The sequence below is a fragment of the Streptomyces sp. NPDC002133 genome (assembly GCF_040296405.1).
GTDB lineage: Bacteria > Actinomycetota > Actinomycetes > Streptomycetales > Streptomycetaceae > Streptomyces.
This window is the reverse complement of the sequence record NZ_JBEOXF010000006.1, coordinates 182,326-204,822: the sequence shown is the minus strand read 5'-3', so window position 1 is coordinate 204,822 and position 22,497 is coordinate 182,326. Positions and strand designations below refer to the sequence as shown.

The 22,497-nt window shown below is 69.9% G+C and carries 16 protein-coding genes and 2 pseudogenes; 9 read left to right on the top strand and 9 right to left on the bottom strand.

The annotated features are described in order from the left end of the window. Positions 1-10 precede the first annotated feature (10 nt). Both ABT078_RS10380 and ABT078_RS10375 read right to left on the bottom strand, forming a co-directional pair. On the bottom strand, positions 11-769 hold the full coding sequence (locus ABT078_RS10380; protein WP_351225910.1) for an SDR family oxidoreductase: 759 nt from the start codon (positions 767-769) through the stop codon (positions 11-13). Between the two features lie 462 nt (positions 770-1,231). Then, positions 1,232-1,363, bottom strand: coding sequence for a PmrA (locus ABT078_RS10375; protein ID WP_351225908.1), 132 nt, complete (start codon positions 1,361-1,363; stop codon positions 1,232-1,234). A gap of 565 nt (positions 1,364-1,928) precedes the next feature. On the opposite strand from ABT078_RS10375, the gene ABT078_RS10370 reads away from it, so the two are divergent. Next, entirely contained in the window at positions 1,929-5,639 is a 3,711-nt protein-coding gene (locus ABT078_RS10370) for a S8 family serine peptidase (RefSeq protein WP_351226026.1), read from the top strand. 739 nt (positions 5,640-6,378) lie between these two features. Here the strand turns inward: ABT078_RS10370 and ABT078_RS10365 are convergent. From ABT078_RS10365 to ABT078_RS10355, 3 genes are all read right to left on the bottom strand, one after another. Then, positions 6,379-7,359, bottom strand: a complete 981-nt coding sequence (locus tag ABT078_RS10365; protein ID WP_351225906.1) for a pirin family protein — start codon at positions 7,357-7,359, stop codon at positions 6,379-6,381. Then, the gene (locus tag ABT078_RS10360) at positions 7,356-8,420 is read right to left on the bottom strand and encodes an LLM class flavin-dependent oxidoreductase (RefSeq protein ID WP_351225904.1); all 1,065 of its coding nucleotides are present in this window, start codon (positions 8,418-8,420) and stop codon (positions 7,356-7,358) included. Before ABT078_RS10360 ends, ABT078_RS10365 begins: the two co-directional genes overlap by 4 nt. Positions 8,421-8,531: 111 nt before the next feature. Further along, positions 8,532-9,092: an NADPH-dependent FMN reductase gene (locus ABT078_RS10355; RefSeq protein WP_351225902.1), complete on the bottom strand. Its 561-nt coding sequence runs from the start codon at positions 9,090-9,092 to the stop codon at positions 8,532-8,534. A 128-nt stretch (positions 9,093-9,220) separates the two neighbouring features. Between ABT078_RS10355 and ABT078_RS10350 the strand changes: the two genes are divergently transcribed. From ABT078_RS10350 to ABT078_RS10335, 4 genes are all read left to right on the top strand, one after another. Next, complete coding sequence (locus ABT078_RS10350) at positions 9,221-9,538, top strand: hypothetical protein (RefSeq protein ID WP_351225900.1); 318 nt, start codon at positions 9,221-9,223, stop codon at positions 9,536-9,538. Between the two features lie 160 nt (positions 9,539-9,698). Next, positions 9,699-10,094 carry a TOBE domain-containing protein gene (locus ABT078_RS10345; RefSeq protein ID WP_351225898.1) on the top strand — a complete coding sequence of 132 codons (396 nt, stop codon included), beginning with the start codon at positions 9,699-9,701 and terminating at the stop codon, positions 10,092-10,094. Between the two features lie 101 nt (positions 10,095-10,195). Continuing rightward, positions 10,196-11,005, top strand: coding sequence for a molybdate ABC transporter substrate-binding protein (gene modA, locus ABT078_RS10340; protein WP_351225896.1), 810 nt, complete (start codon positions 10,196-10,198; stop codon positions 11,003-11,005). 89 nt (positions 11,006-11,094) lie between these two features. Continuing rightward, positions 11,095-13,041 (top strand): ABC transporter permease, encoded by a 1,947-nt coding sequence (locus ABT078_RS10335; protein WP_351225894.1) that lies wholly within the window; start codon positions 11,095-11,097, stop codon positions 13,039-13,041. Between the two features lie 283 nt (positions 13,042-13,324). On the opposite strand, the pseudogene ABT078_RS10330 reads toward ABT078_RS10335, so the two are convergent. Both ABT078_RS10330 and ABT078_RS10325 read right to left on the bottom strand, forming a co-directional pair. Further along, positions 13,325-13,447, bottom strand: a pseudogene (locus tag ABT078_RS10330) (ABC transporter substrate-binding protein); the annotation flags it as partial. A gap of 111 nt (positions 13,448-13,558) precedes the next feature. Beyond that, a pseudogene (locus ABT078_RS10325) lies at positions 13,559-13,714 on the bottom strand (ectoine/hydroxyectoine ABC transporter ATP-binding protein EhuA); the annotation flags it as partial. 362 nt (positions 13,715-14,076) lie between these two features. Here ABT078_RS10325 and ABT078_RS10320 point away from each other — a divergent pair. Together ABT078_RS10320 and ABT078_RS10315 are read left to right on the top strand one after the other, a co-directional pair. After that, on the top strand, positions 14,077-16,020 hold the full coding sequence (locus ABT078_RS10320) for a sensor histidine kinase (RefSeq protein ID WP_351225892.1): 1,944 nt from the start codon (positions 14,077-14,079) through the stop codon (positions 16,018-16,020). Between the two features lie 276 nt (positions 16,021-16,296). After that, complete coding sequence (locus ABT078_RS10315) at positions 16,297-17,457, top strand: RNA-guided endonuclease InsQ/TnpB family protein (protein WP_351225890.1); 1,161 nt, start codon at positions 16,297-16,299, stop codon at positions 17,455-17,457. 331 nt (positions 17,458-17,788) lie between these two features. Here the strand turns inward: ABT078_RS10315 and ABT078_RS10310 are convergent, their stop codons facing one another. Next, positions 17,789-18,985: a WD40/YVTN/BNR-like repeat-containing protein gene (locus ABT078_RS10310; protein WP_351225888.1), complete on the bottom strand. Its 1,197-nt coding sequence runs from the start codon at positions 18,983-18,985 to the stop codon at positions 17,789-17,791. Positions 18,986-19,403: 418 nt separating this feature from the next. Then, on the bottom strand, positions 19,404-20,900 hold the full coding sequence (locus tag ABT078_RS10305) for an FAD-dependent monooxygenase (protein WP_351225886.1): 1,497 nt from the start codon (positions 20,898-20,900) through the stop codon (positions 19,404-19,406). A gap of 79 nt (positions 20,901-20,979) precedes the next feature. On the opposite strand from ABT078_RS10305, the gene ABT078_RS10300 reads away from it, so the two are divergent. Continuing rightward, positions 20,980-21,630 carry a TetR/AcrR family transcriptional regulator gene (locus ABT078_RS10300; RefSeq protein ID WP_502981192.1) on the top strand — a complete coding sequence of 217 codons (651 nt, stop codon included), beginning with the start codon at positions 20,980-20,982 and terminating at the stop codon, positions 21,628-21,630. Between the two features lie 343 nt (positions 21,631-21,973). Beyond that, complete coding sequence (locus ABT078_RS10295) at positions 21,974-22,177, top strand: hypothetical protein (RefSeq protein WP_502981191.1); 204 nt, start codon at positions 21,974-21,976, stop codon at positions 22,175-22,177. Positions 22,178-22,497 lie beyond the last annotated feature (320 nt).

Genomic DNA, 22,497 nt, shown 5'->3' with positions numbered 1-22,497 from the left:
GCCCCTGTTCTCAGCCGACGAGTTGCTGTCCACCATCGACGTCGTAGGTGGCGCCCGTCAGGGCGGTGTTGGTCATGATGTGAACGGCGAGGGCCGCGACATCGTCCGGTCCGACAACGCGGCCGATCGGCAGCCTGGCTCGTAGTTCCTCGCGACGGGCGTCGAGGTCGTCGCCGAGGAGCCTTGCCGACAATGGAGTGTCGACGAAGCCTGCTGCGATGAGATTGACCCGGACCGGCGCGAGCTCGAGCGCGAGGCCGGCCGTGAGCACCGGCAGAGCGGCGGTGACCGTCGGCGCGATCCCGAGACCGGGACCCATCCGCCGGGCGCCGGTGCCGCTCATGAACAGCAGCGTGCCGCCGGGGCGCACCTTGCCGACGGCGTGGCGCGCGACCTCGAGCGCCAGCACCATGTGCCCGGTGATCGCCCGGCGCGCCTGATCCGGGTCCATCTCGAGGAGCGGCCCGTAGGTCGGGTGTCCGGCCGTGACCATCACGTGGTCGATCTGCTCCGGCAGCTCCTGAAAGAACCGCTCCAACGACACCGGGTCGTTCGCGTCGAAGACGGCGGTGTCGACCGCGTCGACGTCCGTCGCCGCGCTCCGCAACCGGTCGGGGTTCCGGCCGGTCAGAATGACGTCTGCCCCCTCAGCGCGTGCGTGCCCTGCCGTCGCCAGCCCGATGCCGGCGCTCCCGCCGATGACGACAACGGTCTGCCCGAGCAGCGCCGGGTCGCGGTGGCCGGGCGATACAGATCTCGCTGTGCTCATGGTTCCTCCACTGTCGTGCTCGTCGACATCACGCCTGGCGCGGATTCCGTGCCCCTTGGACCGCCATTTCTGTACGCCTTCAGCCTCATGCCGGTCGCCCCGATCTGCTCAACGGCTGAATCGCGGCGCGCGGTATCCCAGGGTCGGCGCGGGCTCGGATCCCAGTGAGAAGAGCTCTTGAAGTCGTTCAATTCGGCGTGGGCGCGCGCGTGCGCAGCGTTCCTGGCGACCTTCGACAGGAGCACCGCGCTGCTGAAACCAGGACTCGGTCGTGCCCACCGCCGCGGACAACGATCACACCTGGTCAAGGGACGGGGGCTGTGCGCCATGGTGCGTCCTCCGCGCCAACCGGCCACCTACACCACGGTCGCCCTTTTCGGGCTGTGTCGCACCTGTAGAGCACTCGGGGTGCGTGCCGGTCTGCGGTACTCGACTTCACCTTTGACGCCGATGCGCAAAGGTTCACCGACGGCGGTGTGCGGCGGGGTCTCGCCCGGTGACGTGCCGGGCGGTCGCGTCGACGCCGAGGCGGGCGTGCCACTCCAGGGACCGCATCGAGGCGTAGCCACCCTTCATGAACCGCACTGTGGTCATCACCGGCCCCCTCCGGCAAGGTCCGGGCCTCCGTCGAGAAGTGCGTCTCGGAAGGCTGGAACGTCGTCGCAACCGTCCGCAGAGACGCCGATCTGAAGGTCGACGAGGGTCTTGAGACGTGCGCACGCTCCTGCTCGACGTGAACGACGAGGACGCGGACGCGGCCGTGCTCGTCGGCGGTTCACGGGTGGTGCAGCCGGCGGTTGCCGGCGTCGGAGACCCCCGCAGGTCTGTACTGACGACGACCGGACCGGCCCGAATCTGCGGCGAACCGGCCTGGTTCAGACCGAGGAGGGGGCCTGCACGAGGAGTCGGGCCTGTACGAGGAGCTGGTGACATCCTCGCGCGGGCCTTGGCCGACAACGTGGGCACCGCGGGACGAACGGAGGTCCTCCAGCCGGTCATCAGGTCGTGCCGGCAAGGTGCCCCGACGGTCCATCCCCGCGGTGACGTACCTGCGCCATGTCATAAGAGCGACAGCACCGGCCTATTGAGCATGGTCGAAGGTGGCCCGGATGATCAATGCTCTTCCACTCTTCGCAGCGCTTGAGGGGTCTCCTTGTCCATGCTCCCCATCCCCCGCCCCGGGCCGGTCGCGCTCGGCGTGGTCGCCGCCCTGGCACTCGGGGTCATACCAGCCACCGCCGCGGTATCCGCGGACCCGGCCGGTCCGGTGCCACCCGCCGGAGCCGCACTCCAGCCACCCGGCAAAGGCAGCACACACACCGTCACCCTGATCACCGGTGACAAGGTGACGATCGGCACCGCCGCCGACGGCACGGTCGTCCGCTCCTTCGAAGGCGCGAACGGAGCCGCCACGGGTTTCCACCGCACCGTCATCGACGGCGCGACGTACGTCTACCCCGACTCGGTCATGCCGTACGTCGCCGCGGGGAAGCTGGACAAGCGGCTGTTCAACGTGACGCAGCTGATCGCCGACGGCTACGACGACGCGCACGCCGACCGGCTGCCGCTCATCGTGAGCTACACCGACGCCGCGGCCAAGTCCCGGACCCAGCCCAAGATGGCCGGCTCGAAGGTCGTCCGCCGGCTGAACAGCATGCAGGGCGCGGCCGTCGCGCAGAACCGCGAGCAGGCTCCGGCGTTCTGGTCCGCGCTCACCGGCGGTTCGGGCTCGGCATCCGCCCGTTCGGCGAAGCCGGCTTTCGCGGCCGGTATCGCCAAGGTGTGGCTCGACGGCAAGGTCAAGGCCGACCTGTCCGACTCGACCGCGCAGATCGGCGCGCAGCAGGTCTGGGCGGAGGGCAACACCGGCAAGGACGTCAAGGTCGCGGTCCTCGACACCGGTGTGGACCTCGAACACCCCGACCTGGCCGAGCAGGTCGACGACAGCGCCAGCTTCATCCCGCACGAGCCGGAGATCTCCGACTACCACGGTCACGGCACGCACGTCGCCTCGACGGTCGCCGGCACCGGCAGCGCCTCCGAAGGCAAGGAGCGCGGTGTCGCCCCCGGCGCCCGGCTGGAGATCGGCAAGGTGCTCGACCAGAACGGCGGCGGCCAGGAGTCCTGGATCATCGCGGGCATGGAATGGGCCGCCCGGGACCAGCAGGCCAAGATCGTCAGCATGAGCCTCGGCGGCGGCGGCGACGCCACCGACCCGATGAGCCAGGCCGTCGACCGGCTGAGCGCGGAGACCGGTGCGCTGTTCGTCATCGCAGCGGGCAACGGAGGCCCGCAGTCCATCAGCAGCCCCGGTGCCGCGGACTCCGCGCTGACCGTCGGCGCCGTCGACTCCGCGGACCAGCTCGCCGACTTCTCCAGCACGGGCCCGCGTGTCGGTGACTTCGGGCTGAAGCCCGAAATCACCGCGCCCGGCGTCGACATCCTCGCGGCCCGCTCCCACCACCGGCGAGGCTCGGGCTACTACACCACGATGAGCGGTACGTCGATGGCGACGCCGCACGTCGCCGGCGCCGCCGCGCTGCTGGCCGCCGTCCACCCCGACTGGACCGGCGTGCAGCTGAAGGAGGCACTGGTCAGCAGTGCCAAGGCCACCCCGTCGTACACCCCGTACCAGGCGGGCGGCGGGCGGCTCGACGCCCTGGCGGCGGTGAACACCTCGGTGTTCGCGACCGTCAGCGCCTTCTCCGGCTTCAGCGCCTGGCCCCACGAGCCGGGAGAGACCGACGTCCGGAAGGTGGTGTACACCAACACCGGCGACGCCCCGGTCAGCCTCGACCTGGCGATCGACGCGGCCGCCCCGGCGGGGCTGTTCACCCTCTCCGAGGACAAGGTCACCGTTCCCGCCCACGGCACCACCTCGGTCCTCCTGACCGCGGTCCTGGACCGGCTGCCCACGGACCAGCAGATCAGCGGCATGGTCATCGGCAAGGACGGCACCGGAAAGGTCCGGGCCAGGACCCTGATCGGCGCGGCGAAGGAGGGGCAGCGGCAGAACCTGACCATCGTCGCGAAGGACCGGGCGGGCAAGCCGCTGTCCGGCAGGGTCGTCCTCACCGCTCACCGCCTGTTCACGGTGGTGTTTCTCGACGAGTCCGGCACCGGCACCGCACGGCTGCCGGTCGGCAGCTACAGCGGATGGCTCACCGCCGATGTGCGGGGGGCCAACGGGCCGCACTCGCTGGGCATGGCGACGCTCGCCTTCAACGACGTCAAGCTGGACCAGGACCGTACCGTCACCCTGGACGGCCGGAAGGCCCGTCAGATCCTCGCCCACGCGCCGAGGCAGACCACCGCGGTCGCTCCGCGACTGGACATCCACCGGTCGTTCACCGACAGCCTGGTCGAGTCCTCCACGATGCCCAACGAGACCTACGACAGCATCTGGGCGCTGCCGACCGGTGAGAAGGTCACCGACGGCAAGTTCGAATTCGGCGCCCGCTTCCGCCTCGAGCAGCCGGCGCTGACCGTGGGCACGAAGTCGGAGACCTTCGACGACCCGCTGGTCAAGCGTGCGGCGAAGCCGCTGCCTGCCGGCACCCGGACCCTGACGGCGGTCTTCGCCGACGAGGGTGCGGCCGAGACGCTTGCCCGCAAGGGCGTGCGCGGCAAGGCCGTGGTGGTGCGGCGCAGCGACTCCGTCACGATCAAGGAGCAGGCGGATGCCGCCGCGGCGGCGGGCGCGCAGATGCTCCTGGTCGCCCACGACGGCGTCGGCCGGCTGCGGCCCTGGGACGAGACCCCGTGGAGCCCGGAGAGCCCGGCCCCGCTGACGGTCGCGACACTCAACGCCGACCAGGGCGACGATCTGATCGACGCGCTCCAGCGCGGATCCGTCGAGTTGAAGGTCACCTCGCATCCCACCACCGAATACCTCTACGACGTCGTGCACCACTGGACCGGCGCCGTCCCGACGAACCCGACCTGGCGGGTGGAGCCGCGCGACCTGAGCCGGGTGGACGTCTCGTTCCGCAACCACCGTCCAGGCAAGGCGAACGAGTTCCGCTACGACGTGTGGCAGGGCTGGACCGCCGGAAACCAGGTCATCGCTCCCGCCCAGGGAGAGCGGACCGACTGGGTCACCTCCGACCGCGCTTGGTACGAGAGCGCCATCATCCCCACGGAGACCGGGCAGGAGTCGATCGCAACCCTGCGCTACCCGGCCGGTGAGACCAGCAAGGTCAACTGGTTCGGACCGATCCAGCGACCCCGAATGGGCCCGGTCAGCTCCCAACCGGTGCGCTACCTCGACACTGTGTACATCCCCGCCCCCGGCTGGGGCGACTCCGGCGCCGGCCATGTCGGTGGGACCCGCGGCAACTACGACGTCAAGAACTGGATGTCGCTCTACCAGGGTGACCGCCAACTCGACTGGGGCAACGCCGAGTTCCTGCCGGTTCCGAGGCTCGCCGCGGAGCGGCTGCCCTACCGGCTGGTGGTCGACAACGACCGGGGCGCCTGGACCCACCCGTACTCGACGCACACGCTGACCGAGTGGAACTTCACCTCCGCGGCCACCAAGGCCGAGTCGGTGGAGTCCCTGCCGCTGATCCAGCTCGACTACGGCGTGGACACCGACAAGGCGGGCCGGGCGGACCGGCGTGCCAAGCTCACGGTGACCGCATCGCACCTGCCCGGCACGACCGCCGCCATCGGGAAGCTCTCCGTCGAGATCTCGTACGACGACGGGGCGACCTGGCAGCGGGCCGACCTGGACCGTGCCGGTGACGGATGGCGGACGAGCCTCAAGGCCCCGAAGACGGCCGGCTTCGTCACCCTGCGGGTCACCGCCCGGGACAGCGCCGACAACAGCGTCTCGCAGACGATCACCCGGGCCTTCGGCCTGCGCTGACGTCACGTGACACAGCACGCGCATGGGCGGGGCCGCAGCCGGCGGCCCCGCCCGGCGCCGTTCGCCGACCCGGGCCCTCTGCGACCGGTCGCACGCACTGCGGGCCTGGCCGACGCGCTCGTGGTCCCCGGTCCCAACCGGCGGATCCCGACATCCGGATGAGAGGACCCGCTGGAACCCGCAACCGTCCACACTGCGACCGTCGGCCTGCATCGCCGCCTGCCGGCCACCCCAGAAGCCGCCCGGCCGGGCACGCCCGGCGGCAATATCCGCTGGGCTCCGAGGTCGGCTCCTCATCAGGCCGTGTCACGGGGGTCCTGCGAAGGGGATGACGTCGGCCCGCCGGCCCCGAGCCCGCTCTCGGGCGAGCAGGACCAGCGGCCTGCCTGCCGTTCCACGGCACCGACAGCGTTCCAGGGACGGCCGGGATCACCGCTCGCCGGCAGAAGCCGGCAGACCGGGGCGGGCAGCCGACGGCACTCGCGCCGGCGCACTGTCTCCGCGAGGGGACGACCGAACCGGCCCAGGAGCGCTGTGACGTCAAGCGGATGCTCGACCCAGGTCCCCATGTGCTCGGAGATCTCCCCCGGTTCAACAGCGTGATCGCTGCCGACGGAGCCCTCGGATTCGACGGCTTGGATCCAGGAGCCATTCCGGACACAGCCGACGGGATGGCCGTCTCCGGGTCCGAAGGCCGGTGGAACCACGCGGCAACGACGTCACCGTCCTGTCCGGGCCATCACATCCGGGGCTTCAACTGCGCGTTGGGCAGTTCGGGCGCCGGGAGCACGGTGGCCCACTCCTCGGGGAAGCGTCCGTACGGCCCTGCCTCGTAGTGATCACCGGTCATCTGCTGCTGCCACTGCGACCGGAACGTGACGATCTCCTCGTGACTGCGGCCGACGAAGTTCCACCACATGACGATGCGCTCGTTGAGCGGCTCCCCTCCGAGCAGCACAGCACGGACCGGCCGGTCACCCGTCTCGATCGTCAGGGATCCCGCTCCGGTGGGCAGGTACAGCAGTTGTGCGTCGGTGGCGGCGACCCCACCGGCGGTGATGTCGCCGGAGTCGACCAGGATCCCGTGCTCGAAGGACGGGTCCACCTCCAGCCGCACCACCGCTTTCGGGGCGATCTCCAGCTCCGCTCCGAGAAGCGGCGTGCTCGTGCGGACAGGTGAGGCCGAGCCGGCCAGGGAGCCGAGGAAGACGCGCATCCGGGCTTCCCCGACGGTGACGGGCTCGGGCGCGTAGGACTCGAAGCGAGGTTCGGCGAAACGGTCGTGCTCCGGGAGGGCGATCCACAACTGCACACCGTGCAGGGTCGTGGTGTCCGAGGTGGTGTGCTCGGCATGGGCGATGCCCCGGCCTGCGGTCATGAGATTCATCTCGCCGGCCCGGATCAGTGCGCGCGACCCGATGGTGTCCCGGTGTTCGAGGGTGCCGGTGAACAGCCAGGAAACGGTCTGGAGACCGGTGTGCGGGTGACCGGGCAGGTCCATGGCCCTGGCGGCGTCGATCGTGGTGGGGCCGTAGTGGTCGGCGAAGCACCACGCTCCGATCAGCGATCGCCGGCGCTGCGGCAGCGTCCGTCGGACCGGATGGGCACGTGGGCCCCCGAGCGGGACCATCCGTGGGTGCATGACCTCCGCCACTCCCGGTGACGACGTGCCGGCGTCCTTTGCCGCAGGGGCTGCCGGCGTGAACTCGACGTCGCTCACGAGGCCATCAGCTCGCGCACACGGGGAGCCACCTTCGTACCGAAGAGCTCGATGTTGGTCATGAGCGCCTCGTGCGGAAGACCGTCCATCCCGTACTTGAGGTCGAAACGGTGGGCGCCCAGTTCCCGGAGGGTGGTGACGATCTTCTGTGCCACCGTTTCGGGCGAGCCGACGAACAGTGCCCCTCCGGTACCGACGTCGTGCATGAACTGCTCGAAGGTCGGGGCGCGGAATCCCCGTTGTTGAGCCACTTTGCGGATGGCCTTCTCGTAGTAGGGCCAGAATTCGTCCACGGCCTGCTCGTCGGTCGCTGCCACATGCCCCGGACTGTGCACGCCGACAGGCTGGTCCGGCTGACCGAACTTCTCCAGCGCCTGCCGGAAGAGCTGTCCGAAGGGAGCGAACCGTGCCGTCGGACCGCCGATGATCGCGAGCATCAGCGGGAATCCGTAGCGTGCGGCGCGGACGACGGACTCCGGATTGCCGCCGACGCCGATCCAGGTCGGGATCGCTCCGGATTCGCTGTAGGGGTAGACGGGCTGGTCCTCGAGGGCCGGCCGGGTGCGGCCCGACCAGGAGACGGGCTTCTCCTTGCGCAGTTCGGCAAAGAGGTTGACCTTTTCCTCGAAGAGAATGTCGTAGTCGCCCAGGTCATAGCCGAACAGCGGGAACGACTCGGTGCTCGAACCTCTGCCGAGAATCAACTCGGCACGGCCGTTCGACACGGCGTCGAGCGTCGCGTAGCGCTGGTAGACGCGAACGGGATCGTCCGAGCTGATGACGGTGACACCGGAGCCGAGCCGTATGCGCGAGGTGCGCGACGCGATCGCCGCGAGGACCACGTCGGCCGCGGACAGAGGCATCCAGTCGGTGTGGTGCTCCCCGATCGCGAAATGGTCGAGCCCGACCTGGTCGGCGAGGACACCTTCGGCCACCAGATTGCGGATTGTCTCACCGTGCGACAGTGGCCGGCCCTGGGCATCGTCGGTCACGTCGCCGAACGTGTCCAGGCCGAGCGTGATCGGGTGCCCACCCGCAGGGGACGGAGCTCGGTTGGTCATTAAAAGGCTTCTCATTTCCGGTAACGGGCGGCGGGTAGGCGCGGGCCGTGCCCCGCACCGGCGTCATGCGCTGGTGCGGGGCACGGGCTGGCCGTCTCGTGGTTCCTCGCGTCAGTTGGCGCGCAGCGGTGCGAGGGCCTTGCTCCAGGCGACGACCTGGTCCAGCGTGCTCGTGAGGGCGTCGGCCTGGGCGTCGACGGGCTTGAAGACGCTGAAGTTCTCGAAGTCGGTGAACAGGGAGAGTGCCACCTGGGAACGGACGTCCGCCATCTGCAACTCACCGGCGATCAGGCGCAGGTGCTCCACGGCGCGGGTGCCGCCGGTGGAGCCGTAGCTGACGAACCCGACGGCCTTGTTGTTCCACTCGGCGCACAGGAAGTCGATGGCGTTCTTCAGCGCGCCGGGCACCGAGTGGTTGTACTCGGGCGTCACGATCACGAAGCCGTCGAAGGAGGCGATCTTTGCGGCCCACTCGTGAGTATGCGGCTGGCTGTACTGACCCATCGCCGCCGGGGCGGGCTCGTCCAGGAGCGGCAGCTTGTAGTCCAGCAGGTCGACGAGTTCGTACTCGGCGTCGGTGCGCTGAGCGGCCACCTCGTGCACCCAGTGGGCCACGGCCTCGCCGTTGCGTCCGGGGCGCGTGCTTCCGAGGATGATGCCTATCTTCGTCATGCTTTACACCTTTGTGCGAGGTATGTAGTTGCAGAGCTTGCGAAATCATGTAAATGCGCAGGCATGTGCTTGTCGCGACAAGTAGATTCGGTATCTGCTTGACTTGTCAAGCAGACGGAGTGTGAGGCATGTCCCCCGAGCAGTCCCCGCGGCCCCTGGACCAGGCCGAAGAGGTGCTCGTGCGGGCGCTGGGCCAGGTCACGATGGCGCTGCCGCACGAGGGCGACGCGGACATGGCCCGCGACGGCGGACTCCGTCTGCCTGAGTACGCCCGTCGTGCGCTGCCTGAGGCCTCCAAGACCGCTGTGCGGATGAGCGAACTCGCCGACGCCTGCAACCTCGCCCACCCTCGGTCGACAACACGCCGGCCGATATCCCGCGGGCCCCGGCCCATGGCATTTCCTGGACGCGCGTGGAGACGTCTGAGTGCGGCCGCTACGGCTTGATCAGCCATCCGATCCGGAGGTGCGGGTTCTCGCCTGTACACCGCGGCGGCCGCATCACCGCTCCGATCAATTGGAACTTTCTCCAATGCAACCGGCATCTGCCATGGATAATCGCATCTAGAGTTGCAGATGCCAGTTTCGTGGCTCTAGCGTGTCGCACATGCAGTCCTACACCATCGGACAGGCGGCACGTCTGCTCGGCGTGAGTCCCGACACTGCGCGCCGCTGGGCGGACGCCGGCCGGGTCGCGACCCATCGCGACGACAGCGGGCGCCGCCTCATCGACGGCCGTGATCTGGCCGCCTTCTCCATCGAGGTCGCCCAGAGCGGCGGCGGCGAGGAGGACGCCTCCTACACCTCGGCCCGCAACGCCTTTCCCGGCATCGTCACCGCGGTCAAGCTCGGCGATGTCGCGGCACAGGTCGAGATCCAGGCCGGTCCGCACCGGCTCGTATCGCTGCTGACCCGGGAAGCCGTGGAGGAACTCGGCCTGGAAGTAGGCATGCAGGCCACCGCCCGCGTGAAGTCGACCAGCGTGCACATCGACCGCACCTGACGCCTCACTCCGACAAGCGGCGTCGCCCGTCACCGGCGCGGCTCATCACCACCCGCAACGGACCGCACCGACCGGCCACGTCCTCAAGGAGTCCCACCCTCATGCCCTTCACGTTCACCAGACGCCGCGCCGCCACTGCCGTACTGACCGCCGCCCTCCTCGTCCCCCTTGCCGCCTGCGGCAACGGCGACTCCAAGAAGGAGGGTGGCAACGCGAAGGCCACCGAGTCCGCCACAGGGGCCCCCAAGGCCGACTTGACGGTGCTGGCAGCAGCTTCACTGACCGACGTCTTCAAGACCGCCGGCACGGCGTACGAGAAGAAGAACCCCGGCACGAAGATAACCTTCTCCTTCGCCGGGTCGCAGGAGCTTGTCGCCCAGGTGAAGCAGGGTGCCCCGGCCGACGCGCTGGTCACCGCCGACACCAAGAGCATGGACAGTGTGAAGGCGGACACCGGCACCCCGGCCGTCATCGCCAAGAACCGCCTCGTCATCGCCACCGTCAAGGGCAACCCGCACAAGGTCGACGAGCTGAAGGACCTCGCGGACACGAAGCTGAAGGTCGTCCTCGCCGCGCCCGAGGTGCCGGCCGGCAAGTACAGCAAGAAGGTCCTCGACGCGCAGAAGATCACGGTGAAGCCGGTCTCCCAGGAGCCGAACGTCCGCGCCGTGCTGAGCAAGGTCGAGCTCGGCGAGGCCGACGCCGGACTCGTCTACAAGACGGACGCGGAGACCGCCACGGACAAGGTCGACGCGGTCGAGATCCCCGACGCGCAGAACGCCATCGCCGAGTACCCGGCCGCCACGCTGAAGCAGTCGAAGAACGCCGAGGCGGCCGCCGCCTTCGTCGCGTGGCTGTCCTCGCCCGAGGCACAGAAGATCCTGCAGGATGCGGGCTTCCAGCAGCCGTAGTTCCGGCGACTGCCGTGAGAGGGCTGCCCGTTCCGGGGAACGGGCAGCCCCCTTCCCTCATCCAGCACCCCGAGTCCCAGGGATCTCCGATGAAACGAATGCGTAGTCGCGCACCCGGCCCCCGCACTCCGGTCACCCTGGCGATCCCCGCACTGCTGGCCGTCGCGTTCCTGCTGCTGCCCCTGATCGGGATCCTCGTACGGACTCGGTGGGCCGAACTCGCGGACCACCTCACGACGCCGGGAACCATCGAGGCGCTGCGGCTCTCGCTGCTGGTCTCGTTCTGGGCGCTCGGCCTGTCGCTGGTCCTGGGCGTACCGCTGGCGTGGCTGCTGGCCCGTGTCCCGTTCCCCGGCAAGGCATTCGTACGCTCCCTGGTCCTGCTGCCGATGGTGCTGCCACCGACCGTCGGCGGTGTGGCACTGCTGCTCGCCTTCGGCCGCCGCGGTGTGCTCGGCCCCTGGCTGGAGAACACGTTCGGCATCACCCTGCCGTTCCACACCTCGGGCGCCGTCCTCGCCGCGACCTTCGTCGCCATGCCGTTCCTCGTCATCAGCCTCGAAGGCGCGCTGGGAGGACTACGGCCCCGCTACGAGGAAACCGCCGCGTCCCTCGGGGCCTCGCCGGTACGGGTGTTCTTCACCGTCACGATGCCCATGGTCGCCCCGGGCCTCATCGCGGGGGCGGCCCTCACCTGGGCTCGTGCGCTGGGAGAGTTCGGCGCGACCATCACGTTCGCCGGCAACCTCCCCGGCACCACCCAGACGCTGCCGCTGCAGGTGTACCTGCTGCTCCAGGACGAGCCGGAGGCAGCGACGTCGGTCTCTCTGCTGCTGCTCGCCATTGCGATGCTGGTGCTCATCGCGCTGCGCGGCCGCTGGGCCGGCACGCCCGCCGTCCCCTCGCACGAACCCAGGCCCCCGGTGGTCGAAGCCGACCCGGACACGGCCCCGGTCCCCTCCCCCGTGCGCGCCCACACCGAGCTCACAGCACCGCAGGAGCTCTGGTCCCTGCACGCCGACGTCACCGGCTTCAATCGACTCACCCTGGACGCCGAACCGGGCACCACCATCGCCGTCGTCGGCCCCAACGGCGCCGGCAAGACCACCCTGCTGCGCGCGCTCCTGGGACTCACCCCACGCGCCCACGCCGGACTCCGGCTCGGCGACGACGATGTCACGACACTCCCTCCGCACCGCAGGGGCGTGGCCTGGGTCCCGCAGGACGGTGCCCTCTTCCCGCACATGAGCGCGCTGGCCAACACCGCGTACGGGCTGCGCACTCACGGCGTCCCGCGCGCCGAGGCCCGCCGCGAGGCACAGGAGTGGCTCGACCGTCTCGGCGTCGGGCACCTCGCCGACCGCCGGCCCGCGCAGCTGTCCGGCGGCCAGGCCCAGCGCGTCGCGCTCGCCCGCGCGCTGGCGGCACGCCCCAGGCTCCTGCTGCTCGACGAGCCGCTCGCCGCACTCGACCAGACCACCCGTGCCCACGTCCGCCACACCCTCCGGCGTCATCTCGACGGCTTCGGCGGCGTGTGCCTGATCGTCACGCACGACCCCGTCGAAGCCGTGGCTCTCGCCGACCGGGTCCTCGTCCTGGACGACGGGCGTGCCCTGCAGGACGCCTCGCCCGCCGACGTCACCCGTCACCCGCGCTCCCCCTGGGTCGCCCGTATGCTCGGCCGCAACGCCTGGCCCGGCACCGCCACCGCCGAAGGCATCCAACTCACCGGCGGCGGCACGCTCGTCGTCGCGGACCAGCTCCCGGTCGGCACCGACGCACTCGCGATCATCGCGCCGGAAGCCGTCGCGGTACACCGGGACAAGCCCACCGGCAGCCCCCGCAACGTGTGGCCCGGCAGGGTACGGGAGATCACCACCAGTGGAAGCCGGCTACGCGTCCTGATCACCTCCGAGCAAGCCCCGGACCTCGTCGCGGAGATCACCCCGCAGGCTGTCGCCGAACTCGGCCTCGCCGACGGAACTCCCGTCTGGACCAGCCTCAAAGCGACCGAGGCAACCCTGGTGGCCCTGTGAGCCGAATCCCCGTCGGGCGCCACCGTCGACATGTGCGCCGTCCTGGGCCAGGACCGGAGCTGGAGACCGTGTTCGCGCAGCCGGTCCTGGACGGGATCTCGGCGCGCTGGTCGCGCGAGAAGCCTGTGTCGTCGAGCCGGCAGCCCCTGCCGTCGGTCGGAGGGCGAGGGAGTCGCCGACGGTGACGAGGTGCAGGGCGCCCTGCTCGGCGAGACCGATCAGGTCCGGACACGAAGTCACTCAGGAAGGGCGCGGAGCGTACACGGCCTCCGCGCCCGGTCGGCTACTTGTTGGTCCTGGGCAGGCCGGGCGGATTGATCTCCGACCCGGTCACGGCCTCGTCGGACAGGCCCCAGCGCTTCAGGACCCTCGCATCGCTGCCGTTGTCGACGATCTCGTTGCGCGCAGGCGGCCAGGAGCAGCGCGGCGGCCCCGAACGAGGCTGCGGCGGTACGGCGGGCGAAGCGGACGGACACGTTCTTCTCCCAATCGGATGGGGATGGGGGTTGAGGGTTGGTCAGAGGACCTTGGAGTGGAAGGCGCGGGTGCGCTCGCGCCGCGGGTCGTCCAGGACGGCCGCGGGCGGACCCCGCTCGACGACGACGCCGCCGTCCATGAACACCACGGTGTCGGCGGCCTCGCGCGCGAAGCCGATCTCATGGGTCACGACGATTGGTCGGCGTTCCCCAGTGCGGGCAGCACGGTGCAGGGTTCCGTCTGCGTCCTCTGCCATCACAGCCTGGTAGTGCTAGACGGCAAAGACCTTTGCCGTGGTGGGGAAGCTGGAGAACGGTCTGCCACACGCGTGAGCGAGCCTCACGGTGCCCCGGCTCGCCGGGTGAGAAGCTGTGAACGGATGTCTTACCGAGGGGAAACCGCTCCCGGAACCGGGTGCCCGTAGCGTCGCCGGGCATGACGGGGAACCTACCCACCGCATCCCGCCGGCCCGACCGTGCCGGCGCACTCGCCCGATTCCGACGCCCTGACGCCTCGAAGGCACGTGCCCTCCCCGGTTGGGGCTCCATACGTGGCCGCGTGGCCATCGTGCTGGCCGTGCCCACCTGCCTGCTGCTCGCCGTGACCGGACTCGGTGTCGCCGACCGCGCGGCCGACTGGTCCGCCGCGCGGGAGACCGCCGGCCAGGTCGGCTTACTCCCGCCCGTGCAGGAGCTCGTCCGTGAGCTGCAGCGTGAACGCGGTCTGACCAACGGACTGTTGGGCGGCGCGAAGGAGTACGCGGACGACGTGGCTGCGCAGCGCAAACGTACCGATGCCGTCCGCTCCGAGCTGAGGACGGTGCTCATGAGTGAGAGCGCCGATCAGGCACCCGGCACCGCGTCGGCCGTCACGGACGCCCTGCTTGCGCTCGCCGAGCTCGACACGACCCGCGGCGATATCGACGCCGGCAGCGCCGAGCGCGCCCCCACGCTGACCTTCTACACCGACGCCATCACCATGCTGACCGACGCGGAGTCGACTCCCGCGAAGTCGGGCGCGGTGCCCATAGGAGACCGCCGCATCGCTGACGGCGTACGGGCGCTCCAGGCCGTCTCCCGGGCCACCGAGGCCGTCGCCCTGGAGCGCGGCTCACTCAACGGCGTCTTCGCGGCGGGCCGCTTCCGGTCAGGCGAATACGCCGACTTCACCGAGGTACGCGCGACCCGGGTCGCCGCCCTCGGCCAGTTCGCCCAACTCGCCACACCTGCCCAGCAGTCCGCGCTCGACTTCGCCTTCGGAACGGTGGCGGCCAAGCGCGCCGTCGCCTTCGAGGCGCAGGCCGAGCGCGGCGCCGACGGTTCGGATCTCTCCGTCGTCCCGTCCCGCTGGTGGGCCGCCATGACGACGCTCGTCGACGATCTGTACGACGTGCAGCGAAAGGTCGGCGAGGAGATACGCGCCCGGGCGGACGAGACCGGCAGCGCGGCCACCGGCCAGCTCGGCGGCTTCCTCGCGCTGGGCGCGCTGATCCTCGCCGTGGCCACCGCACTCGCCATGTTCTCGGCGCGCTCCATCACGCGCCCGCTGGGCGCACTGGCCGACGAGGCCGACGAGATCGCCGGCGCCCGACTGCCCACCGCGGTCCGACACATGCAGGAGGCCGACCCGGACGAAACCCTTCCCGCCGAGCCGGAGAGCCCCCAGCTGCCGGGCAGCAACGCGCGAGAGATCAGCCGGCTCGCCGCCGCTCTGCGCAACGTCGAGCACACGGCCGTCGGGCTCGCAGCCGAACAGGCCGTACTGCGTCGCAACAGTACCGAGTCGCTGGCCAGCCTCGGCCGTCGCAACCAGGCGCTCCTCCGCCGCCAGCTCGTCCTGATCACCACCCTGGAGAGCCAGGAGCTCGACCCGGACGCGCTCGCCGAGCTCTTCCAACTCGACCACCTCGCCACCCGTATGCGCCGCAACGCCGAGTCGCTCCTCCTCCTCGCAGGCGAGGAGTCGTCGCCCCGCCGCTGGCCCGGCACGGTCACCATCACCGAGGTGGTCCAGTCGGCCGTCGCGGAGGTCGAGGAGTACCAGCGGGTGGTCGCCGTGGAGGTCGAGGAGTGCCGCATCCGCGGCCACGTCGTCGCCGAACTGTCCCACCTGCTGGCCGAACTCATCGAGAACGCACTGATGTTCAGCCCACCGAAGCAGCCTGTCGAGATCTACGGGTGGCGGGACGCCGGCGAGTACTGCCTGGCCGTCGTCGACCGCGGTGTCGGCATGTCGGCCGAGCAACTGACCCATGCCAACGCCCGCCTGTCGGGCAGCGAGTCATACCTGGTCGCACCCACCCCGCTTCCTGGGCCACCTCGTGGTCGGCACCCTCGCAGCCCGCCTCGGCGCCCACGTCGAGCTGCGCCCCACCGAAGGCACGGGCGTCACCGCCTACGTCGCGCTTCCTGCCACGCTCGTCCAGCACCCCGATCAGCAACCTGCGGCGTCGGCCCCCGCAACCGGATGACGCAGGATGTTCCACCTCCCTCCTTCACCTGATTTCTCCCAGGAGGCCCCGGCCTTCAGGACTCCGTTGGGAAAGGGACGAACCGCTGCCCAAGGGGGTCGCTATGACTCACGGACCCGCAGGTCAAGTGATCCACTCCCAGCCAGAGTCAGAGCCGGGATGTCCGCCCTGTCCATTTGCCATCGGAGTCCTTCAGGCCGGGGAGGAATGGGTCCTTGGAGCGGAGCCGCGAAGCGGCGGAGTTCCCTCCGTGTCTGTCGTGACCTGCACTTTCGGCTGTTGTCAGTGGTGGGGGTTAGGTTGATGGGGTGAAGGTTGTGGTGCAGGTGAAGCTGTTGCCGTCGCCGGAGGTGGCGGCGGCTTTGGCGGCGACCCTGGCCGTGTGCAACCGGGCGGCTGACGCCGCATCGGTGGTGGCGTGGGAGAGGGGCATCACGTCCCGTAATGAGTTGCAGAAGCTGGTGTACGCCCGCTTGAAGGCGGAGTTCGGGCTGGCTGCCCAGCCGGCCGTGCGGGTGGTGAAGAAGGTCGTGGACGCCTACGCCACGTTGCGCGCCAACATCCGGGCGGGGAACCTCGGCCCGGCCGCATCGAAGCGGCGCAGGCGTGCGGAGTCGAAGCCGGTCGTCTTCCGGTCTGATGCGGCCCAGCCGTATGACGACCGGATCCTGTCCTGGCAGCACGACGCGCGGACCGTGAGTATCTGGACGGTGGCCGGGCGGATCAGGAACGTCCGGTACACCGGGCACCCCGGCCAGTTGGCGATGCTCGAGAAATACCGGCGGGGCGAGTCGGATCTCGTCCATCGTGACGGCATGTGGTTCCTGGTCGCCACCTGCGAGATTCCCGAAGCGCCGCTCAATTCCGACCCGGTGGACTGGGTCGGTGTGGACCGGGGGATTACCAACCTCGCCACCACGTCCGACGGGACCAACTACCAGGGCCGTCGTCTTGGCCGCTACCGGCGCTGGCACGCCCGCAAGCGAGCCGAGTTGCAGGCGAAGCAGACCCGCTCCGCCACCAGGCGGGCCAAACGCCGGGCGAAGAAGGAAGCCCGGCACGCTGCCCACATCAACCACAGGATCAGCAAAGAGATCGTGGCCGTCGCACAACGCACCGGACGCGGAATCGCCCTCGAAGAACTGAGTGGCATCCGTGACCGGGTACGGCCTTTCCGCGACCAGCGGGCCACGCTCTCCTCCTGGCCGTTCCACCAACTCGAAGAACACCTCCGCTACAAAGCCCGGCGGGCCGGAGTGCCGGTGATCTGGGTGGACGCCCACTACACCTCGCAGATGTGCCCCAGATGCGGACACACCGCAAGAAACAACCGTCCCGTCCGGGACACCTTCTCCTGTCGTCGGTGCGGGCTCGCTGGCCCCGCCGATCACGTCGCCGGGGTCAACGTACGCAACCGTGCACGCTCGGCGTGGGTTCTCGTCAACGGACCCGTACCACAAAGGACCTGAACACCTCCTTTCGGTGGTAGATGCGACCCGTGACCGCCCTGCCGTAGGGGGCAGTCGGGAGCGCGACAAGGCGCAAACGACAGAGCCAACACGCTCGGTCGTTTACGGCCGAGAAGTTGACCAGCCGCACTGCAGCAGTAGCCGCTGCGTCACCCTCAGCAGACCCTGCTGCGGTGCGAGGGTGAGGACGGCGCGGCCCTGCAGCGCATGTGCGGACCGGCGCGCGGGTGAATGCCGCTCTGTTTGCAGGCCTCTCGGCGTTCGCCGGTGCGGTCGGCCGCCACAATCGCACCCGCACCTGGGTGCGCATCACACGGTGACGGGCCGCTTCTCAGTCTCCAAGGGTGAAGGTGCGCCAGTGGATGCCGTCGGCGGAGACCGCGTACGAGCCCTGGCCGGAACTGCCGGTGCCGAGATAGCCGATCGGGGTGCGATGCGGCGCTCCCGACCGGCCGGTGCCGGCGGTCCTGCGGAAGCTGCGACCGCCGTCCGTGCTGCGGTAGACACCGCGTTCGCCATGGATCGTCAGGCCCCCGTCCGTGGCGGCCACCGGGTCCCCGAGTATGGACAAAGGCTCCCGTCCGGGGCGGTACGTCCACACGCGCGTCCAGCTGCGGCCGCTGTCCGTGCTCCGATAGAGCGCCCGCAGACCGTTCTTGACCTCGTCCTCCTCCAGTAGCTGTCCGGGCTCGGCCGCGTAGAGGGAGTCATGCCCCTGGACGACCCGGAGCCCCCAGCCGGGTGTCGTCGCCTTCGGGCCGGGCAGCTGCTCGGCCCTCCAGGTGCGCCCCTGGTCGTACGAGACGGCGAGCGCCGACTTGCCGGTCGTGGTGTCCAGGCCCGAGGCCCATAGCGCGCCACCGCTCGACGTGCCCGCAGGGAGCACGACGCCGGCCAGCGCAGGCTGTGCGGCCAGCGCCTTGCGTCGGCCGCTGTCCGGCATCGTCACCACGAGCCGGCTACGGACGCAGTCTCCGTCCTCCTTCGTCTTCAGGCAGTCCCAGGTGAGCTGGGCCGACTCCGGCACGGCGCGCACCGTGCCGGAGACCCGCGTCGTGCCGCTCTTCCAGGTCCTGGCGCCGTCGTCGGTGAACCAGGTGAGGTCCGGGTCCCGGCCCGTCCGCGCAGTGATCAACGCCCGGCCCGGGCCCAGCGCGAAAATGTCGGCGGCGAAGCCGTCGCCACCGCTCAGATCGGGCAGCGGAGACGTGCCCAACCGCCACTTTCCGTTCTCCAGGACCGCCACGTGCTGTCGGCAGACACGGTCGTCCTCGGTACCCATCTCGTTCTCCTCGCCCGCGCACTCCCCCATCACGGCGAATCCGCTGTGCTCGTCGGCGAACGCCACGAACACGGCATGGCCAGGGAGTCGAGGCGCCGAGGGAATGCCGGGCGGAGGAGACGACGGCAGGGCAGCCGCACGGGACGACGGACTCGTCGCGGCCCGCCCGGCCGCATCGGTGTCGCACGCCGTCAGGCAGACGACGGCAGTGAAGGCGACAAGAGCCGACGAGTTGTTCAGGCGCATGGGCTCGCTCCCCCTGTTGGCTGCGGCGGGCCCGCCCCTCGACCCCGCTCACTTCTCATACACCGCAGCCCCCCGCGAGGTTCCCACCCTCGACTCCGAACACCGCCCCGCTCCGCACTAGTCGACACGATCACGGCGATGGCTCCCCAGCCACGCGTGTCTGATCAGACGCGGTCACCCGGTAACGACACCAGCACGACGCCGAAGCGGGCGTTCTCAAAGCTGCACAGCAGCAGCCTGTGTTTCGGATCTGCGGCGCCGCAACGAGGTCGTACGGACCATCGACCGCCTCAAGCACTCCCGCGCCGCCGCCACCATCCGCTTGTGGCTCAGGTCATGATCCGCCGGAGAGGTCCTGGGGCCGGGGCGTGCGGATGGGCCACCGTCGAGTGCGATGAGGCCATGGTGGACGCCCGGCTCAGGGCACCTTCGCAAGGTTGCCGGCGATTGCGGCAAGCAGGCTGTCGCCGCAGGGGGCGGAGCCGTCCGCAGCCCAGCAGATGTAGCCGTCGGGACGGATGAGCAGGGCAGCAGCGCCCGGATCGTCGGTGCATGTGGCGCGAACGAGGTCGATTCGGGGCGGGAGTCGGAGGTCGACCGGGACGGTTCCGGCCAGATCGAGCAGGACGGCGTGCCCCGAGCCGAACAGCGTCGACAGCCGGGTGGGGCCGGCTCCGGTGACCAGGTCGGCGTCCGGCATGCGTTGCCCGGTGAGCGGATGATCGCCGGACAGGGGGTAGCGCAGGGAGAGGCCGGAGATCAGTCCTGCGATGTGGCGGTTGGTGTCGGGCAGTCGCAGCAGGTCGATGAAGATGTCGCGCAGGGCGGACACATCCTCGCTCGGGTTCGGATCTGCCAGGACCCGCTGCGCCGACGTGTGATGCAGGACCTGGGCTCCGACCGGATGCCGTTCGGCGTGGTAGCTGTCCAGGAGATCGCTCGGCGCCCGGTCCTGGACGGCTGCGGCCAGTTTCCAACCGAGGTTGAACGCGTCCTGTATGCCGAGGTTGAGACCCTGGCCGCCGAGTGGCGGGTGGATGTGTGCGGCGTCGCCCCCGAACAGGACCCGGCCCGCGCGGTAGCGCTCCAGTTGTCGGGTGGCGTCGGTGAACCGGGAAGAGTTGTCCACGGCACCGAGGGTGGTCTCATGGCCGTACACGGCCTGCAGCGCGGTGGTGATCTCCTCGTGGGTGATGGGGGTGTCGCTGGTGGTGTCCGCCTGGTCCGCCCGCCCGAAGGTGAACCGGTACCGGTCGCCGCCGAGAGGGGCCAGCATGGCCCAGTAACCGCCCGCTTGACGGGTCAGGGTGCTCATATGCCCTGTCTGCTGCGGCACCAGCGACGATACGGCGGACAGGCGGATGTCGGCCAGCACCGCCTGATGGGTCCCGGGCCTACCGGGAAACGGCAGCCCGAGCAGTTTCCGCACCGTACTGCGGCCGCCGTCGCACGCCGCCAGGTAGCGTGCCCGCGCCTGCAGACCGTCCGCCGTCACGACCACACCGTCGTTGTCCGAGTCGACCCCTGAGACGGCAGTGCCGCGCAGAATCCGCGCGCCGGCGGCGATCGCCCGCTCTTCGAGTACTTCCTCGATCTCCCACTGAGGGATCGCGATCGGGAAAGGGTGCCTGGTTTGCCAGTGTGTGCAGTCCAAGGGCACGGGCAGGGCCGCGAAGTGCCCGCCGACCGGATCACGCGGCGTGGCCCGGTGCAGCAACGGCTCCAGTAGCCCGCGCGATTCCAGCAGCTCAGCGGTACGGGGCTGAATCCCGCCGCCCTTCACCTGTTCGATGCGCCGGGGCAGCTTCTCCAGCACCAGGGTCTCGACCCCGGCCAGAGCCAGTTCGTACGCCAGCATCAGTCCGGTCGGGCCGGCCCCCGTGATGAGGACCTCGGTCGTGCTTTTCGTCAACACCTTCACTCCGTCTCATCTCTCGCCTCGGGGCAAATGTATACCAGGTGCAGAAATATCCTCGGGAAAGCCACTTGCTACGGTGTATGTCGTGGACGGCAAGCCAGGGCTACGGGAACGGAAGAAGCAGCGGACCCACGCGGCGATCTCCGATGCGGCGATCACGCTGTTCCTCGAACACGGCTTCAACCAGGTCTCGGTGGCCCAGGTAGCCGAGGCGGCCGAAGTGTCCAAACGCACACTCTTCGCCTACTTCCCGACGAAGGAAGACCTCGTGGTGCACCGCCTCGCCGACCACGAGACCGAGATCGCACGCGTCGTGCGGGCCCGCCCGGCCCGCACCGCCCCGCTGACCGCGGTGCGCGAGCACTTCCTCGAGGGGCTGCGCGAGCGAGACCCGATCACCGGGCTCAACGACCATCCCCAGGTGCGCAGGGTCCATCGGATGATCCTCGACGCGCCCTCACTGGTGGCCCGGATGGAACGGTTCAAGGCCGGCGCCGAACGAGCGCTCGCCCAGGCATTGCAGGAGACGGCGGAGACTCCGGAACTCACGGCGCGATTGGCCGCCGTCCAGATCGTCGCGGTCCACTGGGCGCTGGCACAGGACAATGCCGAACGCCTGGCGTACGGGGAGCCGGCCGACGCGCGCTATGCGGGCGCGGTGACTGATGCGGAACACGCGTTCGCACTGCTGGAGAACGGACTGCGACACCTGACCTCGCAGCAGTGACTCCAGGGCCCGAGCACCGAGCGTCCGCGTCGCCCAGCGACCGGCGGACCAGCCAGCGGCGTCCCGACGGTCACCACCACACGAACCCGGGCCCTCATCTCGCTCTGTGCACGGCCGATCGCCTCGGCATCGCCTGTCCATGGCTGCGAAGCAGTTGGTACAGGAGCCGGCCGGCAACCTCGAAAGGTCGCGCACTCGTCGTCCCCCTCCCCGTTCCCAGAAGCAGAAGACAGCAAGAACCTGAGCGCTCGGGCTCTTGAGCAGCTACGTGTCGGGCCGCGCCTGTCCGGATGCGTCCGCACCGATCCGGACGGACGCTGGGACTGTGGCCGGGAACCCACCCGTGATCGTTCATCCGCCGGAGCCGAGCGGCGGCAGGCGGGTGACGATCCGCGGCAAGCAGGCCGGCACTGCGTACAACCTGTTCGACGTGCTGAAATTCCTGCGTCGCGCCAATCTGCCGGAAACCGATACCGCAGTCGACGATCCGGAGCTGATCGAGTGGCGGGGCGGCGGCCCAGAGGCATGGGGCGAATCGCCGCCGTGACGGTCAGGTGCCCTGGCCCTCGCTCGGCGACCACACCGGGGAAGACAAGCACGGCGGGATGGTGCGTTCGTCGCCCGCGCCCTCGTGTACCCATGCGCGCCGTGCCGGAAATACGGGGTGAGAGCGAACTGTGGCCATGGTCGGGCTGTTCTGGATCAGCGAGGATGCGATGTACGTGGGTTCTCCGCCGGCCGTGGACGGGCGCTGTGTCCGGCTCACCGCGGAAGGGCTGGAGGCGGTGGACCCCGACGGCTCACAAGCGTGGACGTGGACGAGCGTGCGCTCTGCGACCGTCGAGGCTGCGCCCGTGCGCGGCACGG